Source organism: Vibrio litoralis DSM 17657 (genome assembly GCF_000426765.1).
GTDB lineage: Bacteria > Pseudomonadota > Gammaproteobacteria > Enterobacterales > Vibrionaceae > Vibrio > Vibrio litoralis.
In genome coordinates this window covers 642,639-664,894 of record NZ_KE384566.1, presented here as the reverse complement: position 1 = coordinate 664,894, position 22,256 = coordinate 642,639, and the positions used below count along the sequence as shown (strand labels likewise).

Sequence of the window (22,256 nt, the reverse complement as noted above, 5' to 3'; positions counted from 1 at the left end):
ATTTATACCCACTGCTTAAAAATTGATGAGGTTAAACGATAAGGAGTTTCCGCATTTTCTTTATCCGAAGTGCTTTGTTGATGAAAAGAGTGAATCTGCTGCGAACCATCAACCCAATACAAACCACTCGCTGGGCCTAAAATAGTATGAATGTCTTGTTCATTAAGCTCACTCGCCACTTGCTCCCAAATGCTGTTCACATAAAAGCGGAATAAAAAAGCCGTTTGGTCAATGCTTACCGACAATAAATTTTGTAAATGATTGAGCAGCTCATAAGCATCAGTATTTTTATTTAAAGTGATAACCACTGAACTGGAATCAAACAAAGGCAAAGTACGCCATTTATCTAATACCGATTCATTTGAACCAATATTAATCAACAATGGGCTTTGATCGATTAAGTAATCAAAATCAGAGCCCGCATACAAAGGTAAAACGGTATCAAGTTCTGCAATCGTTTTAAGCTGCTTTAGTGCACCAGGAATACGCACAGTATCGACTACTATCCAAAAGTTATTCATTCGATACCCCCTTATCACAAGCGCAATCCGCACGAGTACAAGAGCCATCTGCTTGCTTTTGACATTGTTTCGCTAAAGCAACATTCGCAATCGCTAAAGTCTGCATTTTAGTTGCCGAGATCTGCATGGGTAATGGGTTTGCCGGCGCGGCTGGTGATTCAAGCCCTAACGGCAAAACAGGTATAGAACCACTGTAACCACTACCGCTCCCCGCACTACCACCGGAGTTAATATTCACCCCTGCACCCACTAAATGCACACCTGCTGCATCCACTTTAACAAAACTGCCACCTGCTTTTATGGTCAGCTCACTCGCCGCTTCTAATATTATTTTTTGCCCAGCATCCAAATGAATTTCTGTCGCCGCATCTTTGATAATCTTAGAGCCAGACTTAACTTGTATTGAGCCATCAACCTCAGTGGTTTGATCTTTAGTGATTTTAGTGCGGCTTTCGCCCTCTACAGTCAGATTGTGATTGTTTTTTATTTGGGTGAATTGGTCGTTCTCAACCGTTAAATGCTGGTCGTGGTTTACGTCAGTAATGTGATCGTTAAGAGTTTCCGATTTGAAGTCTTTCTGCGCATGTACGTAGATTTGCTCAGAGCCAGATTGATCTTCAAAACTGATTTCGTTAAACCCTTCACCTTGATGGCTTTCACTGCGCCATACCGTTTTGGTTTTATTATCAGGTAATGTGTAAGGCGGTAGGTTTTGCGCGTTAAACGCACGACCTGTCACGATAGGCTGGTCTGGGTCGCCATTTAAAAACGACACAATCACTTCATGGCCGATGCGTGGAATGGCAATTTTTCCGTACTGACTACCCGCCCAACCTTGTGAAACTTGTACCCAGCATGAGCTGTGCTCATCACCGTTTGAGTATCTATCCCATGGAAAATGCAGTTTCACGCGGCCATATTCATCACAAAAGATTTCTTCACCCTCAGGGCCGACAACATAAGCGGTCATAGGGCCATCGACTTGTGGGAAAGTCATCTGTGGCATGCGCCAGGTTTTATCTGCGGGAATGGCTTCAAACTGATTGGCGTAAGTAGTCGGTTTACCGCCTGCGGACTCTTCAAGCGCTTGCGGTTGCTCGCCCTGATGAGTGCTCGCAATGACTAACCATTTTTTATTAAAGCCGTCATCAGTGTGTTTGCTTAATTCAAACTTAGCGCCGGTTTGTAGTTGTGGCTCATTACTTTTGCCTTTGGCGGTGTGAGCACTGCGACGCAGGCTATCTAAACGTAGTTGGTTAAACTCTTTACCAATTGCGTCATCTTTAAAACGCCCCGGCGCGTCAAAGTGTTGATAGGTGTCACGCTGGTAGTCTATATCACTGGCAACCGCTTGTTGGCTAAAGGTGTATTGCGGTTTTTTAAAGCTACTATCACCGCTGTGCGCTTCACTAACTTCAAACTGAGTGGTCTTGTTGAATTCTTTTATATATGGCGTTGAGCTGATACCGCTTGCCATCACGTTATAAGGCACAGGTGAATCTAGCGCGCTAATAACTTGAGAATCATCGGTGAACAATACGCTATGCTTACCCTTAGATTGTTCAATGTGGTACACCATGCCTTCTTCGGCGGCAAGGCGGTTAATAAACTCAAGGTCGGTTTCACGATATTGCATGCAAAACTCACGCTGTTTTGGCGTGCACGTTAATGCAAAGGCAAAGTCTTGAATGTCCATTTCTTTAAACAAGGTGGCGATGATATCCGGCGCAGAAATCGATTGAAAAATACGGCTGTTATGGCGCAGTGATAGGCGCTCAATTTCCGGTACTAAGGTTAAAGCATAAAAGGTGTGATGATGACCGGTTTCGCCTTGAGTGAAGTTGCGAACAATGCCGTTAATGCGTTGTACTATTTCACCATCGCGATACATTACAAGCTCGGCACTTTTATCTACCATGTCTAAGGCGGTTAAATCGGGACGGCGACTAGCAAGCTCAATCTGATAATGAAAGCCATGGCACCAAGTGCCATCAGCTTGCTGAATCGAAGAAAAGTTATCTTGCCCTTGATAGCTTCTCACTACTAACGATTCGTCACTGACGCCATCGACGCGAATACTAAATTGTAGCGTTGCCATGCCCTATCCTTTTAATGTTTAACGCTTTACTGGTTTGCTTTGTTCGCGAGCAATCCACCCACACCCAAAGCAAACAAGTAAATATTGAGACGAAAAATAAACAGAAAAAGCTTGACAGTTTTCTGCCAAGCTCGAGTACCTAATCTATAGCCAAAGTAATTGGAGTTGCAGTGAGGCGACAAGTGAATGAGGCCCCATGAGCATAGCTCGTCTATGACTTTCTTTATAAAAAGATAGGGGGGGTGAATGAACGCCGTCAACAAAGCTGCAACTTCAAGTACGAAGGATATATTAGGCTTCGATAGGCTTACGCCAGTCATCACCACCTGAGGTACCCGCATTATTGTGGTCCCAAGTGATTTTGCGGTAAGACATCGATACCGTGATGTTTTGTGTGAAGTCTTTCATTGCTGGATCTTGGCAATGTGGCATTTCACAGTTGATATCAATGATGGTTGCGCCTTCAAGTTTGCTGGTAAAGAAGTTCTCTTGTTTACCTTCGATAGACGTGCGGTACCATTTCAGTTCTACTTCATCGAGCTTTTCGCCAGACGTTAATGCGTTGTACATCAGTGGAACGGCTTTGTTTAAAGCAACCGTGAATTTGAATGGTTTGTGAACACGTTGGCCTGAAGGTTGACCAGATTGTGGATCGGTTGGAATAGTGACAGTGTGGTCAACATGTTGAACCAGCATCTCATCTTCATGACCTTCTACGTAAGAATCACCGATAGAATCAGCAGTACATGCGCCAGCAGTGATGTTGCCTTGAGTCGCGCCTTTGATTGATAAATAACATGGAGTTGGCATTACTAATATCCTTTTTCGTTTTAGTTAATTGGTGAGAAAAATCCCTATCTAAAATCACGCCAACGATAAAGCAACTACCATGCCAGCTTTTATCTCCAATAAAATCAATGACTTTCTATTTTACAACAATATTAAGTAGGCAAAAAGTTGCTTGATAGCGGCAAGTTTTTGCCTATACCTAATTAAATGGTGGCTAGGTTAAGTCAGCTCCTTAATACCCAACTTAAGCTCATCAAAAAACACCGCTATCTCATTCTCGGTGTTGTAATGCATTAAGCCGACCCGCAATAACCCACCATCTTCCGAACAATTCAATTGCTCTAGTAAGCCAATCGCATAAAAATGCCCGCTCCAAACACAAATATTCTTTTTAGCTAAAAACTTTGCCATTTCGCCAGAATCTACCCCTTTGATTTTTAATGCAAAGGTAGGCGTTCGCTGTGAAATACTTTCTAGATTGGTATGCCCATAACATGTCACTTCAGGCATCTTGTTTAAATGTTGTAGAAATACTTCCGATAACTGTTGTTCATGTGCGCTATAGGCACCAAAGCTTTGCTCTAATTTTTCTCTTAATGAAAGCTCTTCATCTCCCAAGGCAGCTAAGTGTTCGATACACGCAACCATGCCAGATAAAGCTTCAAAACTTTGAGTTCCCGTTTCATAGCGTCCCGGGCCAATATTGATGGCCGGTTCAACTTTGTATGGCTCTAATCTATGTAACCACTCAGGATGAATGTACATCATGCCAACATGAGGCCCAAAAAACTTATAAGCGGAACACACTAAAAAGTCACAGCGTAACTCTTGCGCATCTATTAAATGATGAGGTGCATAATGAACCGCATCGACAAACACCTTAGCGCCAACTTTATGGGCGAGTTCGGTTACTCGCTTCACATCAACAATGGTACCTGTAGTGTTCGATGCATAAGTAACTGCGACCAACTTGGTTTTCTCATTGATGACCGATGCAAGTTGCTGATAGTTAAGATCACAAGTTTCAGGTTCGACATCTATTTGATGAACGATACAGCCTTTATCTTGCGCCGCCTGTTGCCATGAAGACACATTGGCATAGTGATCGAGCCGCGTAACCACAACCTCATCACCTGCCTTCCATTCTCTGGCAATAGCTCTGCTTAATGAGAAGGTTAAGCTCGTCATATTAGCGCCAAATGCCATGTTTTCTGGATGTTCTGCATTAACCAGTGTCGCGGCATAATAACGAGCTTTACTCATTAGGTCGGTGGTGATCTGACTAGAAAAAAAAGCCCCACCAAGATTTGAGTTGTATCGACCTAGGTAGCCTTCCATGGCTTGTAATGTCGAATTAGCCACTTGCGCACCACCGGGGCCATCCATAAATATCACCGGCTGACCTTGGTGCTGCTGTTGCAAGGCCGGAAAATCTTTACGTAATGCTTCGATATCTAAACGTTTAATGTGCGGCATTACGTCCCTCCTTGGCAGTTAACACCATCACATCCATATAACCATCTTGCTGTGGTTCGATTGCTCGAATCGGTTGAGCGTTATGCCAAAGTCGATGATCATCTAGCATTGCCATCTCCCCATCATTCAACACTTTTCGGAAGAATGGCGCTTCATGGTCGTGGTTATACAGCATGACTTCCCCTCCAACCACGTTGTGTCTCGCGATGCCAATAATTGCGATATGATCAAAGCCATCTTGATGGACTCCTTCTGGCGCAACTGGGGTTTCATCCATGAGCGCCACCACTCGCATTTGGTGAATTTCAATCTCTTGTCCATTCGGTAAGTGGTTCGCTTGCATGAAATGAGAACACATTAATTTTAATGATGTACTCGCTAACACATCCGCTTCAATTGGTTCGAAACGTCGGACGATATCACCTTGGAAATGATTGATATCACTAGTCTGAACAAAATCATGCTTGTCGCTCGGCTTTACTTCATCATCAAGAAAATAGATAACGGAATAACGGCGTAAACGGTATTTCCCATCGGCATGATTCGTATGCGGAAGCGCTGAAAAGCTTTCTAAAATAGGCGCTAAGGCCTCACGACCTAACTGAACGAGTTGCAATTCATTTTTCGGGCGACTTACTGTTGCATCACTCATATCAACCTCACTATTATGACTATATTTCATCAGTTATAAGTCTTAGTCATTAATCTAGCCAAATCAAATTAAGCAGTGAAATATAAAACTTAATGCTAATTCCTTAGTCAGTAACAAATAGTTAAGTGCGGCTTGGCAGAATATAACGCTAATTATGCATGTGGATTTGGCGATACGATGCTGTTTCACTCCATTTCCTTTGCAGAATGTAAATCTATTACTTTCTTTAATGCGACATTTTCCATACAATCCAGACACAGTATATTGACCTTTAGCGCATTCAAATTGGAGTCTTCATGAGCAACGTTAAGCATTGTAATTTACTCATCCTTGGTTCAGGTCCTGCAGGTTATACTGCGGCGGTTTATGCTGCGCGCGCCAATTTGAAACCGGTGTTAGTGACAGGCATACAACAAGGTGGCCAATTAACCACCACAACGGAAGTTGAAAACTGGCCTGGTGATCCAGAGGGATTAACGGGACCAGGCTTAATGGATCGCATGAAAGAGCATGCTGAACGTTTTGAAACTGAGATTGTGTTTGACCACGTTAATGAAGTTGATTTCAGCCAGCGCCCTTTCCGTCTAAAAGGCGATTCAAGCGAATATACTTGCGATGCGTTAATTATCTCAACGGGCGCATCTGCCAAATACTTAGGTTTAGAATCTGAAGAAGCCTTCAAAGGTCGCGGCGTTTCTGCTTGCGCCACTTGTGATGGTTTCTTCTATCGCAACCAAAAAGTTGCGGTAGTCGGTGGTGGTAATACCGCCGTAGAAGAAGCGCTTTACTTGTCAAACATTGCTTCTGAAGTGCACTTAATTCACCGTCGCGACAGCTTCCGCGCAGAAAAAATTCTGATTAACCGCTTAATGGATAAAGTCGAGAGCGGCAATATCATTCTTCATACAGATCGCACACTTGAAGAAGTCGTGGGTGATGAAATGGGCGTAACTGGCGTTAAAATTAAGGATACTCAATCTGATAACGTTGAAACCATTGATGTGATGGGCGCTTTCATTGCGATTGGTCATCAGCCGAACACCGACATTTTCCAAGGCCAACTTGACATGAAAGATGGTTACATCATCGTGAAATCAGGCCTAGACGGTAACGCAACTCAAACTAGCATTGAGGGAATTTATGCCGCAGGTGATGTTATGGATCATAACTACCGCCAAGCAATCACATCCGCAGGTACTGGTTGTATGGCTGCACTCGATGCCGAACGCTACCTAGATGCACTGAACAGCGTAAAATAGCAATATATAAAAGAGGGTTTTTCGCCCTCTTTTCTTTTATAAATAAGCACCTTATTAAGTACAAGCGAATCAATCGCTGATAGAATATGCCTGCCTAATTATTAAGGCGAAAGTAACACAAGCCAATTTGTTATATCACTGCAGTGCCGACGCGGCATCACTCTCGAATTTCAGTGTTTATGATAATGGCCTTTTTTAGATGCAATCCTGCCCCTTTCACCCCTGATGGGAATGAGTCTTACATGGATAAACAACAAAGACGTCATTTAACTAAATGGCTCAAACAGCAAGGTAAACTTGCGAAAAAATGGTTACTGATAACAATAGGATTAGGTGTTCTTTCTACCTTATTTCTACTCGGTCAAGCCGCATTCTTAGCCTCTATTCTGCATAACATCATCATAGAGAATGTCGACAAACATCAACTCGTCAGTTCCTTCATCGGTTTAGCGGTGATGATCGCCGGTCGTGCATTATGTACTTGGGGTCGTGAAATTGCCGGCTATCGCTGTGGTGAAGCGGTACGTCTTTATATTCGTCAACAAATTTTAGATAAACTGCGCGACCTAGGCCCAGCCTATATTAAAGGCAAGCCGGCCGGTACTTGGGCTGCGTTATTACTAGAACAAGTTGAAGAGATGCAAGACTTCTTCTCTCGTTATCTGCCGCAAATGTCCCTCGCGGTCTTTATTCCGTTTTTGATATTAGTGGTTGTATTTCCAACCAACTGGGTAGCAGGTTTGATTTTCCTTATCACAGCCCCATTGGTTCCACTGTTCATGGCATTAGTAGGCATGAAAGCGGCCGATGCCAATAAAAAGAATTTCAAAGCATTGCAACGTTTATCCGGTCATTTTTATGATCGTTTGCAATCCATGACCACGATTCGCCTATTTTATCGCGCAGAAGCTGAAACAGAATTATTACGTGGCGCTTCAGAAGTTTTACGTAAAAGCACCATGGACGTGCTGCGTATTGCCTTCTTATCCTCGGCAGTACTTGAATTCTTCACTTCTATTTCCATTGCGATTACCGCGGTATATTTCGGCTTTAGTTACATTGGCGAGCTTAACTTTGGCTACTACGGCGCAGGCATTACCTTATTTACCGGTTTGTTTGTCCTAGTATTAGCGCCAGAGTTTTACCAACCATTACGTGACTTAGGTACCTTCTACCATGCTAAAGCTCAAGCATTAGGCGCGGCGGAAAGTATTGTCGAATTTTTAGATGCTGATGTAGAAGCGACTAAATCAGGTACTACACCTTTAGCTAGCCCAGATAAAATCGTGATTACCGCCCATGATTTGGAAGTGTTTAGCCCAGAAAAAACCAAGCTAATTGGCCCTATGTCCTTCACTTTAGATGCCAATCAAACGACAGCGTTAGTTGGTCCAAGTGGCGCAGGCAAAACCAGCTTAATTAATGCGATTCTAGGCTTTCTACCCTATTCTGGCTCTTTACAAATCAATGGTGTAGAAGTCAAAGAACTCGATTTGAAACTATGGCGCAGTAATATCAGTTGGGTGGGCCAAAACCCGCTACTGGTTAACGGCAGCATTTATGACAACGTGGTTCTTGGACAACAAAACATTTCTCAACAACAAGTCACCAAAGCATTACAAGATGCCTTTGCAGCTGAGTTTGTAGAAACCCATGGTTTGGATTACCACATCAGCGATCGCTCCGGCGGCCTTTCTGTTGGACAAGCACAGCGTTTAGCACTAGCCCGCGCCATGCTGCAAAATGGCCAGTTCTGGCTACTAGATGAAGCAACCGCAAGCTTAGATGCACACAGTGAAAAATTGGTTGCCAAGGCATTAGCGAATAATACCATTGGCAAAACCACATTAATGGTGACACACCAATTAGATCACTTAAAACAAGTAGAAAACATCTTGGTGATGAATGCCGGTCAGATAGTTCAATCCGGCTCATATAATGCGATTAAAGATTCAGGTTTATTTGCTCAAATGTTGTCTTCAAAAGTTGAAATCGATAACGAGAATAAGGGGAATTTAGATGCGTGAGTTAGCACCTTATCTCAAACTCTACAAAAAGCATTGGTTTAACCTATCATTGGGTATGTTTTTGGCCTTTGTGACTTTAGTTGCCTCTATTGGCTTACTAACCCTTTCTGGTTGGTTTTTATCAGCGGCCGCGGTTGCAGGGCTCACTATTGCACGCGAAACCTTCAACTACATGCTGCCTGGTGGTGGTGTTCGAGGTTTTGCCATGGCGAGAACCGCTGGCCGTTGGGGTGAGCGGGTTGTCAGCCACGATGCAACGTTCAAGTTATTGGCCGATCTACGGATCTTCTTCTTTAAGAAGTTGACGCCATTAATTCCGGGGCGCTTATCAAAGCTGCGTGATGCTGATCTACTCAACCGTCTTGTGGCGGATGTCGATGCCATGGATCACGTGTATTTACGCTTAGTGAGCCCAATTATTGTCGGCATTTTTGGTATTGCATCGTTAACGGTGTTCATTGCTTGGTTTGATTTAACCATAGGTTTAACACTTGGGGCGATTCTACTTACCTTATTATTGCTGTGGCCGATTATTTTCTACAAATTAGGCAAGCACAATGGTGAAACGCTAACCCAAAATAAAGCTAAGCTACGTATTGCAACGCTAGATTGGGTACAAGGTCACAGTGAATTAGTCTTATTTGGCGCTGAACCTAAATATCGTGAAGCTATAAGCACACATCAAGACTCATTAATTAAAAACCAATTTAAAAATGCTCACTACACCGGTCTTGCAAGCGCCCTACTGTTACTAGCGAATGGTTGGAGCCTAGTATTGATCATTTGGATGGCAGCTGACGGTATTAATGGCCAGCCTCCGGGCCCAATGGTCGCGATGATGGCCTTTGCAACCATGGCGAGTTTTGAACTATTAATGCCAATTGCTGGTGCATTCCAGTATCTAGGACAAACCTTAGAATCGGCGCGCCGGTTAAATGAAGTACTTTCAGCCACCCCAGATGTCGTGTTTACCGAATCTGGCACAGAAACTAGCCAAGATTATAATGTTCAACTAAGCAATGTGAATTATCGTTACCATGATAGTGATAAAGATGCGCTTAAATCAGTATCGCTGAACTTAAACTCTGGTCAGAAACTGGCGATTGTCGGCCAAACCGGTTCAGGTAAATCTACCCTACTGCAATTGTTAACTCGCCAATTTGATGTGACTTCTGGTGAATTACTTCTTGGCGGTAGCGCTATCGAACAATGGACCGAGAAAGGTTTACGCCAAAGTATTTCAGTGGTTAGTCAACGTGTTGATATTCTAAATGGCACATTGAAAGACAACCTACAACTGGCTAAGCCTGATGCGTCTGATGAAGAAATGAAGCAAATTTTGCAAGAAGTTGGCCTTTCTCACCTTAACGAGAATACCGGTTTAGATACCTGGTTAGGCGATGGTGGTCGTCAACTATCTGGCGGTGAAAAACGTCGTATTGGTATTGCTCGAGCGGTATTACACAACGCTCCAATTATGCTATTTGATGAACCTACAGAAGGCTTAGACAAACAAACCGAAAGCCAAATTATGCAGTTATTAAGTAAACATACTATTAATAAAACCGTGGTATTCGTTACTCACCGCTTAGTTGGCTTAGAAAAAATGGATATGATTTGTTTGATGGATCAAGGTGAGATTGTAGAGCAAGGCAGCCATAGCCAATTATTGGCCCAAAATGGCTTATATCACCGCTTGCATCAGCGTCTATAAGTATTCTACTTAAGAAAGGTAATTCAAATAAAAACCGCCAAGTTAAAAAATCAACTTGGCGGTTTTTTTATCTATTCATAAATTTGAAGTTATTTATTGGCCGCTTCAAACTCTTTCATGAAATCAACTAACGCTTGTACCCCTTCGAATGGCATTGCGTTGTAAATAGACGCTCGCATGCCACCTACCGCTCGATGGCCTTTCAATGCTTGTAAACCACGCGCTTCAGCTTGCTCAAGGAACAGTCCATCAAGCTCAGGTTTGGCGAGTTGGAATGGCACATTCATCAATGAACGGTTATTCGTATGGACGTTGTTACGATAAAAATCTGACTCATCAATACATTGATAAAGTAACGCAGCCTTGGCACGGTTCACTTTTTCCATCTCCGCAACACCGCCATTGGCTTTTAGCCATTTAAAGACTAAGCCCGATAAGTACCAAGCATAAGTTGGAGGCGTATTGAACATTGATTCTTTTTCGAACAAAACTTTGTAATTTAAAATGCTTGGCAACGCTGAATTCGCGAATTCAAGCAGATCATCACGCACAATCACAATACATAAACCGGCTGGGCCAATGTTTTTCTGAGCACCTGCGTAAATCACGCCGTATTTAGACACATCAATTTCACGCGATAAAATTGTTGAAGACATATCCGCGACAATTGGTTTATCTGTCTGTGGTAAATCATTAATTTCAATGCCATCAATGGTCTCATTCGGGCAAAAATGCACATAAGCTGCATCATCGGATAAGACCCATTCAGAAGCCGGCAGTACTGCGGTTTTTCCATCAATTTCAGTCGAGGCTTTAAATACATTCGGTTGGCAATATTTTTGCGCTTCATCAACCGCGCTGGCTGCCCAGTACCCACCATCAATATAATCAGCGGTTTTAGCATCACCTAATAAGTTCATAGGAATAGCCGCAAACTGAGCACGAGCGCCACCCTGACAGAAAAGCACTTTGTAATTATCAGGGATAGAAAGGAGATCGCGTAGATCTTGCTCTGCATCCGCCGCCACTTTCAAGAAAGGTTTACTGCGATGACTGATTTCCATAACGGATGTGCCTAGGCCATTCCAATCTAAAAACTCTTTCTGAGCTTGTTGCATAACCGCTTTAGGAAGACTTGCTGGGCCAGCACTGAAGTTATAGATAGGTTCCATGATGAATTTTGCTCCTGCGTAGATGACAAATAAAGATAACGAATTTACCTACAGTAATACCATTTTTTACTTAATTGAGAAAAGCCATTTTTGTTCAAACATAAAAAAAGAGGCCACATTGGCCCCTTTCATCGTAAAACACCTATTTTCTCAATAAAAAATGTGTGTCATGCATTTCACTCTGATTATAAAAATAACGGTGCAAGTACCACAAATAGCGGCAATGTTTTACCACCTTTGAACACAATGTTGCCACCTTTAATATCACCATTAAGATGATAGCCATCCGCTTGCTTCACCATGATGCCTTGTTGGATTAAGTCATCTAAACCCGATTGAATAAATGGAAATTGCGTAACCATTTCAGTGGAAATAAAGGCATTGGCTCCACCATTAATCGATGAGATCACTTGCATTGGGTTTTTAGTTACTTTGTTATCTCCTTTAGGGAAATTAAGTAACCAATCACTGTTAAACTTACCTTCACCAATCGAGGCTTTCATCTCATTAAGAGAAATGCTGAACCCTTTTTCAAACAAGCCATCAACCGAAGCCATAATAACTTTGATATCGTCATTATTTAATGCATGACCTTTATCTTGATACACACTCAGCAATTGAGAAAAAGCTTCGATATCTAACGAATTAAATGAAGCATCAACGCCTAGATCCGTCAGCGTGTCATCAACAAGATCCACAGTATCTACTGCGATTTTATGATGACTAGAGAAGGTTTTCTCTTTGGTGTTTTCTTCAGTATTAAATTCATAATCAAATTTATGAACATCGACAATACTCACGCCCTGCACGTCAACCATATTGGTTTCACCGACGGTGATTTGTTGACTGCCCAGCCAAAAGCCCTCTTTCTTCTGACCATTACCAGCACCAGTAACCGAATCAACAGTCAAAGATTCGCCATTACTGAAGTGGCCGTCAAAGCCTTCAAAAGCATAATCAAATTTAATATGACCATCACGGCTAATATCCGCACTCAATTTAGCAGGAGAAAACTCCAACTTAGAATTCACATCATTGGCAAAGTTAAATGCCATTTTTTGACTAGTCATATCCAATGCAGTTGAGCCGTTAATATAGGTAACAGAATGGATATCAATCGGTAAGCTAGTATAGTCATTGGGCTTAGTATCCGTCGCGATACTAACCAAGCCATGGTTAATGGTGTGATCTAGCAAGAACTCTGTTGGCAAGCCATCTAGTTCGAGCTGCTGCTTTAATACTGGATCAACCACAGTAACTTTAGTTTGTGCTGTGGAGCTCAGGTAACCACGATCATAATTAACAAGCTCAACATTGACTTCTTCTTTGTCCAGCTTATTTACCGTGTCTTGAATGGTCGTTTGAGCAAACTGCCCTAGCGCTAACGGCCAACATGCACCTAATAGTACTGCGCCACCAATTGCGACGAACTTCTTTACATTATTCATTTTAATCCTTGGCAAATAAAAAGCAGTCTATCGTAAATTCATTTTTGATGTCATGAAAAAAAAGAAATAGAAAGATCTAAAGGCTTACTATTTTAGAATTCATAAATTGAATTAATATATGAAGCTGTCATATTTGTCTGAATGTTTACATTAACTAGTACTTTGCCAATTTACATCAGTCGCAGCTTCTGACAAAATCAGCCACATAGAGCAAAAACATTATAAATAATTCATTTGCTATTTTTTACGATTGAATAAGAAAAGGGTTTTCTTTCATGCGCAAGTCACTGATTCTTTCTGGCCTACTATTGGTATCTGGGTCTACTTTTGCCGCGAGTAATGGCTCTGCCAATATGAGCAACTTTAATTACGATTATATTGATGCTCGAATTGGTATGAGCCCAATGACTTTTGGTGCAGCGGTTAGTAAATCCATTCATCCCAATGCACACGCGATTTTTTCATTAGATTCTGAATTTGACAGCGATTACGATCTTTCTGCAGGTTTAGGGTTCCATGCGCCAGTAAGTAACTGGACAGACATTACAGGTGAAATGTTATTCAAACTCGTTGATGACAGACGCAAATTCGATAATGACACGGGAATGGAAATTAATCTAGGTGTTCGACAATGGCTTGGCCCACAGTTTGAGATTGGTGGTCAGGTAGGTTACTACAAAATCAATAACCATGTTGACACCGATGAAGTTTATGGCTCAATCTCAGGTCGATTCCATGCGACTGAGCTGTTTTCTATTGGCTTAGAAGGTAAGCTAAATTACATTTATGGTGACCAAGTTATGGTTACAGCACGTTTTAACTATTAATCAAACACGTTTAACTGCTAATCAAAACTGCACACAGCAAACACAACAAAGCCTCGCACAACATGCGAGGCTTTTCTTTAATAGTTTAAGTGTAACTTAGTGGTGCACGCTGGATAAAAGTTGCTGCTTTCTAGGCTCTTGAATAAGTTTCCAATGACAACCGTCTACTGCTCCGGCAAATTTCCACAACAAACGTATATCGACATCGCCACCATACGCTTCTTTTACCTTCCTAAAGACATCTTCCGGCCCCATCTGTAAAAATGTATTTACATCTGGTACACCTGCTTTTTTCACCATTCGCTCTAGTGTGAGTTGCATATTAGGTAAATCACGCAACCTACGACTGTCTGCTGATTTTTGAAATGCCCTTTCTTGCTTGGAGTATTCAATCGATAATTGAATGATGCTATCGAGTGACTCATCACCTTCTGTATATAACTTCGTCACATCAAAATAATTTACCGTTGCCACCGTTTGTTTCTTTACGTGTTTATATCTTTTACAACCCTTCTCTTCCAAGGTTTTATCAAGACCACTGCCGCCACGAATAAAAATAGTTCCATCAGAAATTAACGCATACATTGCATCTTCACTAAATAATCCAATTCCTCCAAACATTGAACGCTTTTGAAATGAGCCAAACTTAGCTACGTATTCAAAAAAGGAACGTTCCATATTGCTGCCCATGTGTAACCTCCATACTTATGTTTAACCCCCCGATCAATACACAAGCGTCAATAAGACATATTTTTATAACTTCCATATTTTTTGCGAGCAGACTTAAAAACATCGACTCTATTAACCATGTTTTTATGAACACGCTCTAACATAAATGATACTTTATGATAAAAATTAAGTAAGTGCATAGCTCACACCTAACTATGAAAACTCCTTGAAAAATGAGAGCCTACTCGCATTGTTATTTTTGCAGTGTTATGGAAATGTAAAGTTAAATTCAACATGCAAATATCACCACAAAAATTACAGGGTTCATAAAATGCCCAACAAACTTAATTCACCATAAAAAATAAATCCGTTCTCAGCTTAAGTAGATGATTTTCATTCTCAAAATCATTAAGATGATCGCGCAATTGACCTTTACTCTCTCACTTTTCATTTGGGGTGCTTATGTATTCAGGTGTATTTATGATTTTCCTGCCATTAGTCGTGGGTTACTTCATTACCCTTGGTAACGAAACTTGGCACCACAGAATCAATCAAGCCGTTTCTTATCTGATCTACGTTATTCTCTTTTTTATGGGTTTAAGTCTGTCGGCGTTAGATAACCTCGGCAGTAATTTGCAAACTATTGTACTTTTCACCTTCACCTTTTTTATCGCGATTGGTGCTTGCAACCTGGCAGCGCTACCCTTGGTTGATAAATGGATGCCAGTCGAAGCCCAATCGAAAGCCGCCCCATTGCCGGTTTACATGATGGCATTAGAATCCGCCAAACTCATTTTAGTCGTTGGTGCTGGCTTATTATTAGGTCTACTCCTTCCTTTTCAGGTTCCATACATTAATGAAATCAGCGAAGGCATTTTATTGCTGTTACTCTTTTTCATTGGTATTCAATTAAGAAATAGTGGTCTCACGCTCAGACAAATTATTTTAAATAAACGCGGTATGATCATCGCTTGTATTATTGTCGGGACTTCATGGATCGGTGGTATAATTGCATCGTATATATTGGATATACCTATGACCAACGGTCTCGCTATGGCATCTGGGTTTGGTTGGTATTCACTTGCGGGTATTTTAATGGGAGATGCTTACGGCCCCGTTTATGGTGGCGCTTCTTTTATGTTGGAATTACTGCGTGAGTTAGTTGCCTTAATTGCCATACCGATGTTTATTCGTCGCTACCCTTGTACCAGTATTGGTTATGCAGGCGCCACCGCCATGGACTTTACCTTGCCTGTTATACAAAGTACTGGTGGTGTAAAATGTGTCCCTATTGCCATCGTCAGCGGCTTTATTCTCAGCTTACTCGTTCCTATATTGATGCTGTTTTTTGTATCTTTAGGGGGGTAACCTCAACTACGGTTATGTATTATTCGTGCTACAACTTCAAGAATGAAGGGAATAGTGATATAAGACACTGACCTAGAAACGGGTCAACGCTATAATAAAAAGGCTTTTAACGCCTTACTCAAGGAAAGAAAATGAAAAAACCTGCTATCGCCCTTTTATTACTATCTCTAAGCAGTTCAGTGTTTGCCGCTACAGATAACAATACCCAATGCTTAACCGATAAATACGATGCGTATATTGATGCATCTTTAACTTGGTACCAAGATCTTGTGTCGATTACCACAGAGTCGAACCCTGATTTAAAAGATGTCGGTGATTGGTTTTTACAAGGCAGAACCCATCATTTTGAATTGAATCGTGCTGCAGTGGATTTTTATCTGACTTCTGAGCCCCAAAAAATCGCCACGGATGAGCAAGTTGAATCGTGGCTGAAGCTTTCTCAAGCCGATGTAAAAACCTTATCACAACGTGATGATGAACTAGGCAAAATTGCTAAAACAACATTTGATGACCGCCAATCGGCACCGAATGAAAAAAACTATGAATTACGCTCTGCTTTTGCTGACCTGTTGAGCCACCCTAGCAATATCAAACCTGCATTAGACAAATACAATCAATCGATTGCTAAAACTAACGCCATTGAGTGTAAGTAACTACATATAATGTAGCCTCGGGCACGGCCACACACAAACTACCTACATTTGAACGAGACTTTATTGATTTATTACGATAAATTATTTCTCTCAAATCAACGTAAACTCTATAAGAAAACGGGTTATGGGATCTAACGACAAAATTGTAGATGTCAATTTTGAGAGCTTGCTGCGCATTTTTACTGTACCAGAGGCTCCCGATTCAACATTGGGTAACATCGAACAAAAACTTTCTCAGAATCTAAATGAATTCTTAAGAGAGCATATTGTCGTGGAAGAAAAACCCTTATCAGAAATTGAAAAAGATTTTTCAGATGCTGTAATCCCTGAGTTTCCGACCTTTGTTTCAGAGCATACTCAGCATCTTCTTGATACCCTAGTCTCCCATTCGGTACATACCTCAGCACCAAGCTTTATTGGTCATATGACTTCTGCATTGCCTTACTTTTTAATGCCGTTGTCTAAAATCATGATTGCACTGAATCAAAACCTAGTAAAAATTGAAACATCCAAAGCATTCACGCCTTTAGAGCGCCAGGTGCTTGGCATGTTACACCGTTTAATTTACGGGCAATCTGAGAGCTTTTATCAAGAATGGATGCATAGTGCGGTACATTCACTCGGCGCATTTTGTTCTGGTGGCACTATAGCTAACATCACTGCATTATGGGTTGCGCGTAACAATGCATTAAAAGCTGATGGCGATTTTCCTGGGGTAGAAAAAGAAGGCCTATTTAATGCCATGATGCATTATGGTTATCAAGGAATGGCGGTATTAGTATCTGAACGTGGCCATTACTCTCTGAAAAAAGCCACGGATGTACTCGGTATCGGCCAGTCAAACCTTGTTCCAGTCAAAGCCGATGAACATAACCGTATTTGCCCGGCGGCACTCGAAGAGACCATCAAGCAACTTAAAGATAAAAAAATCAAACCATTCGCGATTATTGGTGTGGCGGGTACAACTGAAACGGGCAACATTGATCCTTTAGATACCATCGCCGATATTGCACAACGAGAAAATTGCCACTTCCATGTGGATGCAGCTTGGGGTGGCGCGACATTAATGTCGAATAATCATCGTTCATTATTAAAAGGTATTGAACGCGCAGACTCTGTGACGATAGATGCCCACAAACAGCTGTATATCCCGATGGGTGCAGGAATGGTGTTATTTAAAGATCCAGAAGCAATGAAAGCGGTAGAACACCATGCTGAATATATTCTGCGTAAAGGTTCAAAAGATCTCGGCTCACACACATTAGAAGGTTCTCGTTCCGGCATGGCGATGCTCGTGTATTCCAGCATGCACATTATCAGCCGCCCAGGTTATGAACTATTAATTGACCAAAGTATTGATAAAGCGCATTATTTTGCCAACTTAGTCAAACAGCAAAATGACTTCGAGCTAATTTCTGAACCTGAACTATGTTTATTAACCTACCGCTATGTGCCGCAAGACACGCGAAAAGCCTTATTAGTCGCATCGACTGAAGAGCGCCAACAATTGCACCAATTACTCAATGAACTGACGCAGTTTATTCAAAAGAAACAACGTGAAAATGGTATTTCCTTTGTCTCCCGAACTCGTTTAACGCCAGTGCAGTGGGATCGTATGGAAACCAGTGTATTCCGCGTGGTGCTCGCAAACCCACTCACCACCAATGACATTCTTCATTCAGTTATCGAAGAACAGCGACAAATTGCTCAAACGAGCTCAATAGTCTTGCCACAAATTAACCAACTTACAGCCAAAATTTTTCAGAATGTTTAAGACAATCCAGACAAACATTCTGTAAATTTCTTTCTAAAAGTAGAAACTCAGCGACCAATATCATCATTATTGAGAGATAATTTTGAGTATAAAACTTACAAAACTGTAACTTAATTTGAAGTTTGTCATGTTATCACTATAAAAATCCCCACCAAATACATGAATCCCCCTCAGCTTGGTTATACTGACTATACCCAAATCATTTGGGTATATGTACTCATGGACTCGAGTATTTATCCGCGCATTACTATCCATTATGCGCATGTAATCAAATCAGGCTTTGAGTCTCAGCATTTTCGAGAACAATATGAATACATTAGAAAAAATTCAAAAGAACCTAGATATTTTCAGCAAATCTGAAAGAAAAGTCGCAGAAGTCATCATCGAAGCCCCACAAACGGCGATTCATTCCAGTATTGCGACCTTAGCCAAAATTGCCGACGTGAGTGAGCCAACCGTCAATCGATTCTGCCGCCGCTTAGATACTAAGGGATTCCCTGACTTCAAACTACATTTAGCCCAAAGCTTGGCCAACGGCACACCTTATGTAAACCGTAATGTAGAAGAATCTGACGGCCCTGACGCTTATACTCATAAAATCTTTGAATCCACCATGGCTTGTTTGGATGTTGCAAAAAACAGCCTCGATCCTTTTCAAATTAACCGTGCGGTCGACTTACTTACGCAAGCGAAGCGTATTTCATTCTTTGGTTTGGGCGCCTCCTCTGCGGTGGCAAAAGACGCGCAGAACAAATTCATTCGATTCAATATTCCAATCATGAATTTCGATGATGTGGTAATGCAACGAATGAGCTGCATTAACTCGACAGAAAATGACGTCGTGGTTTTGATCTCGCATACCGGACGAACAAAAAGCCAAGTAGAAACCGCTCAACTCGCCAGAGAAAATGGCGCAACCGTGATTGCCATTACCGCCAAAGATTCACCTTTGGAGCAAGTGTGCGATCTAGCGATTACTCTCGATGTACCAGAAGACACCGACGTATATATGCCAATGGCAAGCCGTGTAGTTCAAATGGTAGTAATTGATGTACTCGCGACTGGTTTTACTTTACGTCGAGGATCAGGCTTTAGAGAAAATCTAAAACGAGTAAAAGATGTACTAAAAGATTCTCGTTACGATAAAACAAGTCCATTTTAGGCTAATCCAACATACTTAATTACTTTTAACTCTTAATCTGAACTTTAAAAACGAATTATCTTAGGGCATAGTGAGCCACATAACGAATTGGAAGGAGATAAACCATGTTTGTAGTTATTTTTGGTCGTCCCGCTTGCCCGTTTTGTGTACGAGCAAAAGAGCTAGCGGAAAAGTTAAAAGAAGAGCGTGATGACTTCAACTACCGCTATGTTGATATTCATGCAGAAGGCATCAGTAAAGCTGACTTAGAAAAAACCGTTGGTAAACCAGTTGAAACCGTTCCTCAAATTTTTGTAGACCAAGATCACGTAGGTGGATTTACAGAATTTGAAGCTTATGCAAAAGCAAACCTAGGTTTATACAGCGAATAATTTCTCGCTAGCTAAGAAGTTCTTTATGGCTTGAAAATGCAAGCGTAAAAAGAAGCTTCCCCCCGATAAAATGGTCAGAACTTTCTGACCATTTTTTTATTGCCACACAGAAAACCACACCACAAAATCAACCATACATTAACTATTTGGCAATAATGTAAAATTTAATATTAAAACTCCACATTACCTCTTATTAATTACTCATTTATCCGATACACTTCGCATTAAATTTATACTGTTATTTGATTAAACGATGCACAAAGATGTGATATCTCGAATAACTCACCTATTCTTTGTTATACTTTAATTTCACTTGAGAAATACCGTGAATATAGACGTTGCTGCACTTTTAAACCAAAATCCTATACTACTCTTGTTTGTCGTATTAGCGATCGGTTTATCTATTGGTAAAATCCGTTTCGGAAACTTTCAACTTGGCAATTCCATTGGTGTGTTGCTTACCGCTCTATTCATGGGAAATCTCGGCTTTGTATTTAATGCCGAGGCGCTAACCATCGGTTTTATGCTGTTTATCTATTGTGTCGGCATCGAAGCTGGGCCTAACTTTTTCGGTATCTTTTTCCGCGATGGTAAGCACTACTTCTTTTTAAGCTTAATTGTGCTGATCTCCGCTACGACACTGACTTACGGTTTAGGACACTTCTTTGGCCTCGATTTTGGCTTAACCGCCGGTATCATGGCGGGTTCAATGACCGCAACACCGATTTTGGTAGGAGCACAAGACGCATTAAACTCAGGACTAGGTACCATTCCCGATAATATGCAGCTATCCACGGTTTTAGATAACCTATCGGTTGGTTATGCATTATCTTATTTGATTGGCTTAACCAGCATGATCATGTTTGCCAAGTTGTTGCCTAAACTGCAAAAAGAAAATCTCAGTGATTCAGCACAGCGTATTGCTCAAGAGCGCGGTCTTGGTGGTGCAGGCCAACGTAAAGTCTACTTACCGATTATTCGTGCTTACCGTGTTGGACAAGAACTGATCGATTGGACTGGAGGTAAGAACCTACGTGAGCTAGGCATTTACCGCCAAACTGGTTGCTACATCGAACGTATTCGTCGTAATGGTATCCTCGCCCACCCAGATGGTGACGCTATATTACAACTCGGCGATGAGATTGCTTTAGTCGGTTACCCGGATAGTCACGCTCGCCTTGATCCTAGCTTCCGTAACGGTAAAGAAGTTTTCGACCGCAACTTGCTTGACCTTCGCATTGCCGAAGAAGAAATCGTGGTAAAAAGTGACAGTATTGCCGGTAAAAAGCTATCTGACCTTAATATTGCAGAATACGGCTGTTTCTTAAACCGTGTTGTTCGTGCACAAATTGAAATGCCAATGGACTTGAATATCGTGCTAGCTAAAGGTGATATTTTACAGGTCAGTGGCGAAAAGAGCCGCGTACTTGGCTTAGCTGAACGAATTGGTTTTATCTCAATTCATAGTCAAATTGCCGACTTACTGGCCTTCTGTAGCTTCTTTATCATTGGTTTATTGTTTGGCTTGATCACCATGACATTTGGCCAAGTGACTTTCGGACTAGGTAATGCGGTAGGCTTACTTATTTCAGGCATCACCCTAGGTTACTTGAGAGCGAACCACCCGACTTTTGGTTATGTGCCTCAAGGTGCATTGAATATGATAAAAGATCTCGGTTTAATGGTCTTCATGGTGGGAATTGGCCTAAGTGCTGGTTCAAATATGCTCGAATATTTAGGCCAAATGGGCTTCAAAATTGTTGGGGTTAGCTTCCTTATTAGCGTACTTCCGGTTGTGGCGGCCTACTTATTTGGAGCTCATGTATTGAAGATGAACCGTGCATTATTATTTGGTGCAATCATCGGAGCAAGAACCTGTGCTCCAGCAATGGATGTTGTTAACGATTACGCGAAATCGACTATTCCTGCACTTGGTTATGCGGGGACTTACGCCATTGCCAATATCTTAATGACGCTCGCCGGTACCTTAATCATTATATTAAGTTAACCTCTACGTTAACCGTCAAATATAAAGCCGCTATCGAAACTAAACGATGGCGGCTTTCCAACATCTATAGCCATACAATAACAATGATGTTGCTACTCCCATAAAAAAGCTCATCGCATGAAACTTTTGCCTTTTAAAGGTATGCAGCGTTTTAACTGGTTTTTCCTGATAGGTTTTTTGCGCTAATATTTTTACATAGTCCGTTTGCATCTTGGCTTTCCTTAATGAATTTTGGAAAGCATAAAACCTCAAGTCTACTTCAGGTCAA

General features: G+C 41.6%; 19 protein-coding genes. 10 read left to right on the top strand and 9 right to left on the bottom strand.

Annotated elements, in window-relative coordinates; all coding sequences use genetic code 11:
- Positions 1–2 precede the first annotated feature (2 nt).
- The 5 genes from K358_RS0113410 to K358_RS0113390 form a co-directional block, all read right to left on the bottom strand.
- Positions 3–521 (bottom strand): DUF4123 domain-containing protein, encoded by a 519-nt coding sequence (locus K358_RS0113410; RefSeq protein WP_038150168.1) that lies wholly within the window; start codon positions 519–521, stop codon positions 3–5.
- Positions 514–2,619, bottom strand: a complete 2,106-nt coding sequence (locus tag K358_RS0113405) for a type VI secretion system Vgr family protein (RefSeq protein ID WP_027697299.1) — start codon at positions 2,617–2,619, stop codon at positions 514–516. Before K358_RS0113405 ends, K358_RS0113410 begins: the two co-directional genes overlap by 8 nt.
- Positions 2,620–2,910: 291 nt before the next feature.
- Positions 2,911–3,429 carry an Hcp family type VI secretion system effector gene (locus tag K358_RS0113400; protein ID WP_027694943.1) on the bottom strand — a complete coding sequence of 173 codons (519 nt, stop codon included), beginning with the start codon at positions 3,427–3,429 and terminating at the stop codon, positions 2,911–2,913.
- A 198-nt stretch (positions 3,430–3,627) separates the two neighbouring features.
- Positions 3,628–4,884 carry a cysteine desulfurase-like protein gene (locus K358_RS0113395; RefSeq protein WP_027697298.1) on the bottom strand — a complete coding sequence of 419 codons (1,257 nt, stop codon included), beginning with the start codon at positions 4,882–4,884 and terminating at the stop codon, positions 3,628–3,630.
- Positions 4,871–5,536, bottom strand: a complete 666-nt coding sequence (locus K358_RS0113390; RefSeq protein ID WP_027697297.1) for a 2OG-Fe dioxygenase family protein — start codon at positions 5,534–5,536, stop codon at positions 4,871–4,873. The genes K358_RS0113395 and K358_RS0113390 overlap by 14 nt, the downstream gene beginning before the upstream one ends.
- 296 nt (positions 5,537–5,832) lie before the next feature.
- On the opposite strand from K358_RS0113390, the gene trxB reads away from it, so the two are divergent.
- From trxB to cydC, 3 genes are all read left to right on the top strand, one after another.
- Complete coding sequence (trxB, locus tag K358_RS0113380) at positions 5,833–6,795, top strand: thioredoxin-disulfide reductase (protein WP_027697296.1); 963 nt, start codon at positions 5,833–5,835, stop codon at positions 6,793–6,795.
- A 242-nt stretch (positions 6,796–7,037) separates the two neighbouring features.
- On the top strand, positions 7,038–8,822 hold the full coding sequence (cydD, locus tag K358_RS0113375) for a heme ABC transporter permease/ATP-binding protein CydD (RefSeq protein ID WP_027697295.1): 1,785 nt from the start codon (positions 7,038–7,040) through the stop codon (positions 8,820–8,822).
- On the top strand, positions 8,815–10,536 hold the full coding sequence (cydC, locus tag K358_RS0113370) for a heme ABC transporter ATP-binding protein/permease CydC (RefSeq protein WP_027697294.1): 1,722 nt from the start codon (positions 8,815–8,817) through the stop codon (positions 10,534–10,536). The genes cydD and cydC overlap by 8 nt, the downstream gene beginning before the upstream one ends.
- An 89-nt stretch (positions 10,537–10,625) precedes the next feature.
- Here cydC and serC read toward each other — a convergent pair whose 3' ends face one another.
- Positions 10,626–11,708, bottom strand: coding sequence for a 3-phosphoserine/phosphohydroxythreonine transaminase (serC, locus tag K358_RS0113365; RefSeq protein ID WP_027697293.1), 1,083 nt, complete (start codon positions 11,706–11,708; stop codon positions 10,626–10,628).
- A 185-nt stretch (positions 11,709–11,893) separates the two neighbouring features.
- Positions 11,894–13,156: a DUF945 family protein gene (locus tag K358_RS0113360; RefSeq protein ID WP_027697292.1), complete on the bottom strand. Its 1,263-nt coding sequence runs from the start codon at positions 13,154–13,156 to the stop codon at positions 11,894–11,896.
- Positions 13,157–13,431: 275 nt separating this feature from the next.
- Between K358_RS0113360 and K358_RS0113355 the strand changes: the two genes are divergently transcribed.
- A complete protein-coding gene (locus K358_RS0113355) occupies positions 13,432–13,983 on the top strand; it encodes a hypothetical protein (RefSeq protein WP_027697291.1) in 552 nt (183 codons plus the stop codon).
- 96 nt (positions 13,984–14,079) lie between these two features.
- On the opposite strand, the gene K358_RS0113350 is transcribed toward K358_RS0113355, so the two are convergent.
- Positions 14,080–14,673, bottom strand: coding sequence for a TfoX/Sxy family DNA transformation protein (locus tag K358_RS0113350; protein ID WP_027697290.1), 594 nt, complete (start codon positions 14,671–14,673; stop codon positions 14,080–14,082).
- A gap of 441 nt (positions 14,674–15,114) precedes the next feature.
- Between K358_RS0113350 and K358_RS0113340 the strand changes: the two genes are divergently transcribed.
- From K358_RS0113340 to K358_RS0113315, 6 genes are all read left to right on the top strand, one after another.
- A complete protein-coding gene (locus K358_RS0113340; protein ID WP_027697289.1) occupies positions 15,115–16,020 on the top strand; it encodes a LysO family transporter in 906 nt (301 codons plus the stop codon).
- A 131-nt stretch (positions 16,021–16,151) separates the two neighbouring features.
- Positions 16,152–16,673 carry a hypothetical protein gene (locus tag K358_RS0113335; RefSeq protein WP_027697288.1) on the top strand — a complete coding sequence of 174 codons (522 nt, stop codon included), beginning with the start codon at positions 16,152–16,154 and terminating at the stop codon, positions 16,671–16,673.
- A gap of 124 nt (positions 16,674–16,797) precedes the next feature.
- Positions 16,798–18,447 (top strand): pyridoxal-dependent aspartate 1-decarboxylase PanP, encoded by a 1,650-nt coding sequence (panP, locus tag K358_RS0113330; RefSeq protein WP_027697287.1) that lies wholly within the window; start codon positions 16,798–16,800, stop codon positions 18,445–18,447.
- 307 nt (positions 18,448–18,754) lie between these two features.
- Positions 18,755–19,609: a MurR/RpiR family transcriptional regulator gene (locus K358_RS0113325; RefSeq protein WP_027697286.1), complete on the top strand. Its 855-nt coding sequence runs from the start codon at positions 18,755–18,757 to the stop codon at positions 19,607–19,609.
- 104 nt (positions 19,610–19,713) lie between these two features.
- Positions 19,714–19,980, top strand: coding sequence for a GrxA family glutaredoxin (locus tag K358_RS0113320; protein ID WP_027697285.1), 267 nt, complete (start codon positions 19,714–19,716; stop codon positions 19,978–19,980).
- 325 nt (positions 19,981–20,305) lie between these two features.
- Positions 20,306–21,988, top strand: a complete 1,683-nt coding sequence (locus K358_RS0113315) for an aspartate:alanine antiporter (RefSeq protein ID WP_027697284.1) — start codon at positions 20,306–20,308, stop codon at positions 21,986–21,988.
- A 39-nt stretch (positions 21,989–22,027) separates the two neighbouring features.
- Here the strand turns inward: K358_RS0113315 and K358_RS19360 are convergent, their stop codons facing one another.
- A complete protein-coding gene (locus K358_RS19360) occupies positions 22,028–22,198 on the bottom strand; it encodes a hypothetical protein (protein ID WP_169716299.1) in 171 nt (56 codons plus the stop codon).
- Between the last annotated feature and the right edge of the window lie 58 nt (positions 22,199–22,256).

Excerpts from the sequence above, each read along its gene's own strand:
- K358_RS0113410 (WP_038150168.1), bottom strand. The coding sequence starts at position 521 with ATGAATAACTTTTGGATAGTAGTCGATACTGTGCGTATTCCTGGTGCA.
- K358_RS0113405 (WP_027697299.1), bottom strand. The coding sequence starts at position 2,619 with ATGGCAACGCTACAATTTAGTATTCGCGTCGATGGCGTCAGTGACGAA.
- K358_RS0113400 (WP_027694943.1), bottom strand. The coding sequence starts at position 3,429 with ATGCCAACTCCATGTTATTTATCAATCAAAGGCGCGACTCAAGGCAAC.
- K358_RS0113395 (WP_027697298.1), bottom strand. The coding sequence starts at position 4,884 with ATGCCGCACATTAAACGTTTAGATATCGAAGCATTACGTAAAGATTTT.
- K358_RS0113390 (WP_027697297.1), bottom strand. The coding sequence starts at position 5,536 with ATGAGTGATGCAACAGTAAGTCGCCCGAAAAATGAATTGCAACTCGTT.
- trxB (WP_027697296.1), top strand. The coding sequence starts at position 5,833 with ATGAGCAACGTTAAGCATTGTAATTTACTCATCCTTGGTTCAGGTCCT.
- cydD (WP_027697295.1), top strand. The coding sequence starts at position 7,038 with ATGGATAAACAACAAAGACGTCATTTAACTAAATGGCTCAAACAGCAA.
- cydC (WP_027697294.1), top strand. The coding sequence starts at position 8,815 with ATGCGTGAGTTAGCACCTTATCTCAAACTCTACAAAAAGCATTGGTTT.
- serC (WP_027697293.1), bottom strand. The coding sequence starts at position 11,708 with ATGGAACCTATCTATAACTTCAGTGCTGGCCCAGCAAGTCTTCCTAAA.
- K358_RS0113360 (WP_027697292.1), bottom strand. The coding sequence starts at position 13,156 with ATGAATAATGTAAAGAAGTTCGTCGCAATTGGTGGCGCAGTACTATTA.
- K358_RS0113355 (WP_027697291.1), top strand. The coding sequence starts at position 13,432 with ATGCGCAAGTCACTGATTCTTTCTGGCCTACTATTGGTATCTGGGTCT.
- K358_RS0113350 (WP_027697290.1), bottom strand. The coding sequence starts at position 14,673 with ATGGGCAGCAATATGGAACGTTCCTTTTTTGAATACGTAGCTAAGTTT.
- K358_RS0113340 (WP_027697289.1), top strand. The coding sequence starts at position 15,115 with ATGTATTCAGGTGTATTTATGATTTTCCTGCCATTAGTCGTGGGTTAC.
- K358_RS0113335 (WP_027697288.1), top strand. The coding sequence starts at position 16,152 with ATGAAAAAACCTGCTATCGCCCTTTTATTACTATCTCTAAGCAGTTCA.
- panP (WP_027697287.1), top strand. The coding sequence starts at position 16,798 with ATGGGATCTAACGACAAAATTGTAGATGTCAATTTTGAGAGCTTGCTG.
- K358_RS0113325 (WP_027697286.1), top strand. The coding sequence starts at position 18,755 with ATGAATACATTAGAAAAAATTCAAAAGAACCTAGATATTTTCAGCAAA.
- K358_RS0113320 (WP_027697285.1), top strand. The coding sequence starts at position 19,714 with ATGTTTGTAGTTATTTTTGGTCGTCCCGCTTGCCCGTTTTGTGTACGA.
- K358_RS19360 (WP_169716299.1), bottom strand. The coding sequence starts at position 22,198 with ATGCAAACGGACTATGTAAAAATATTAGCGCAAAAAACCTATCAGGAA.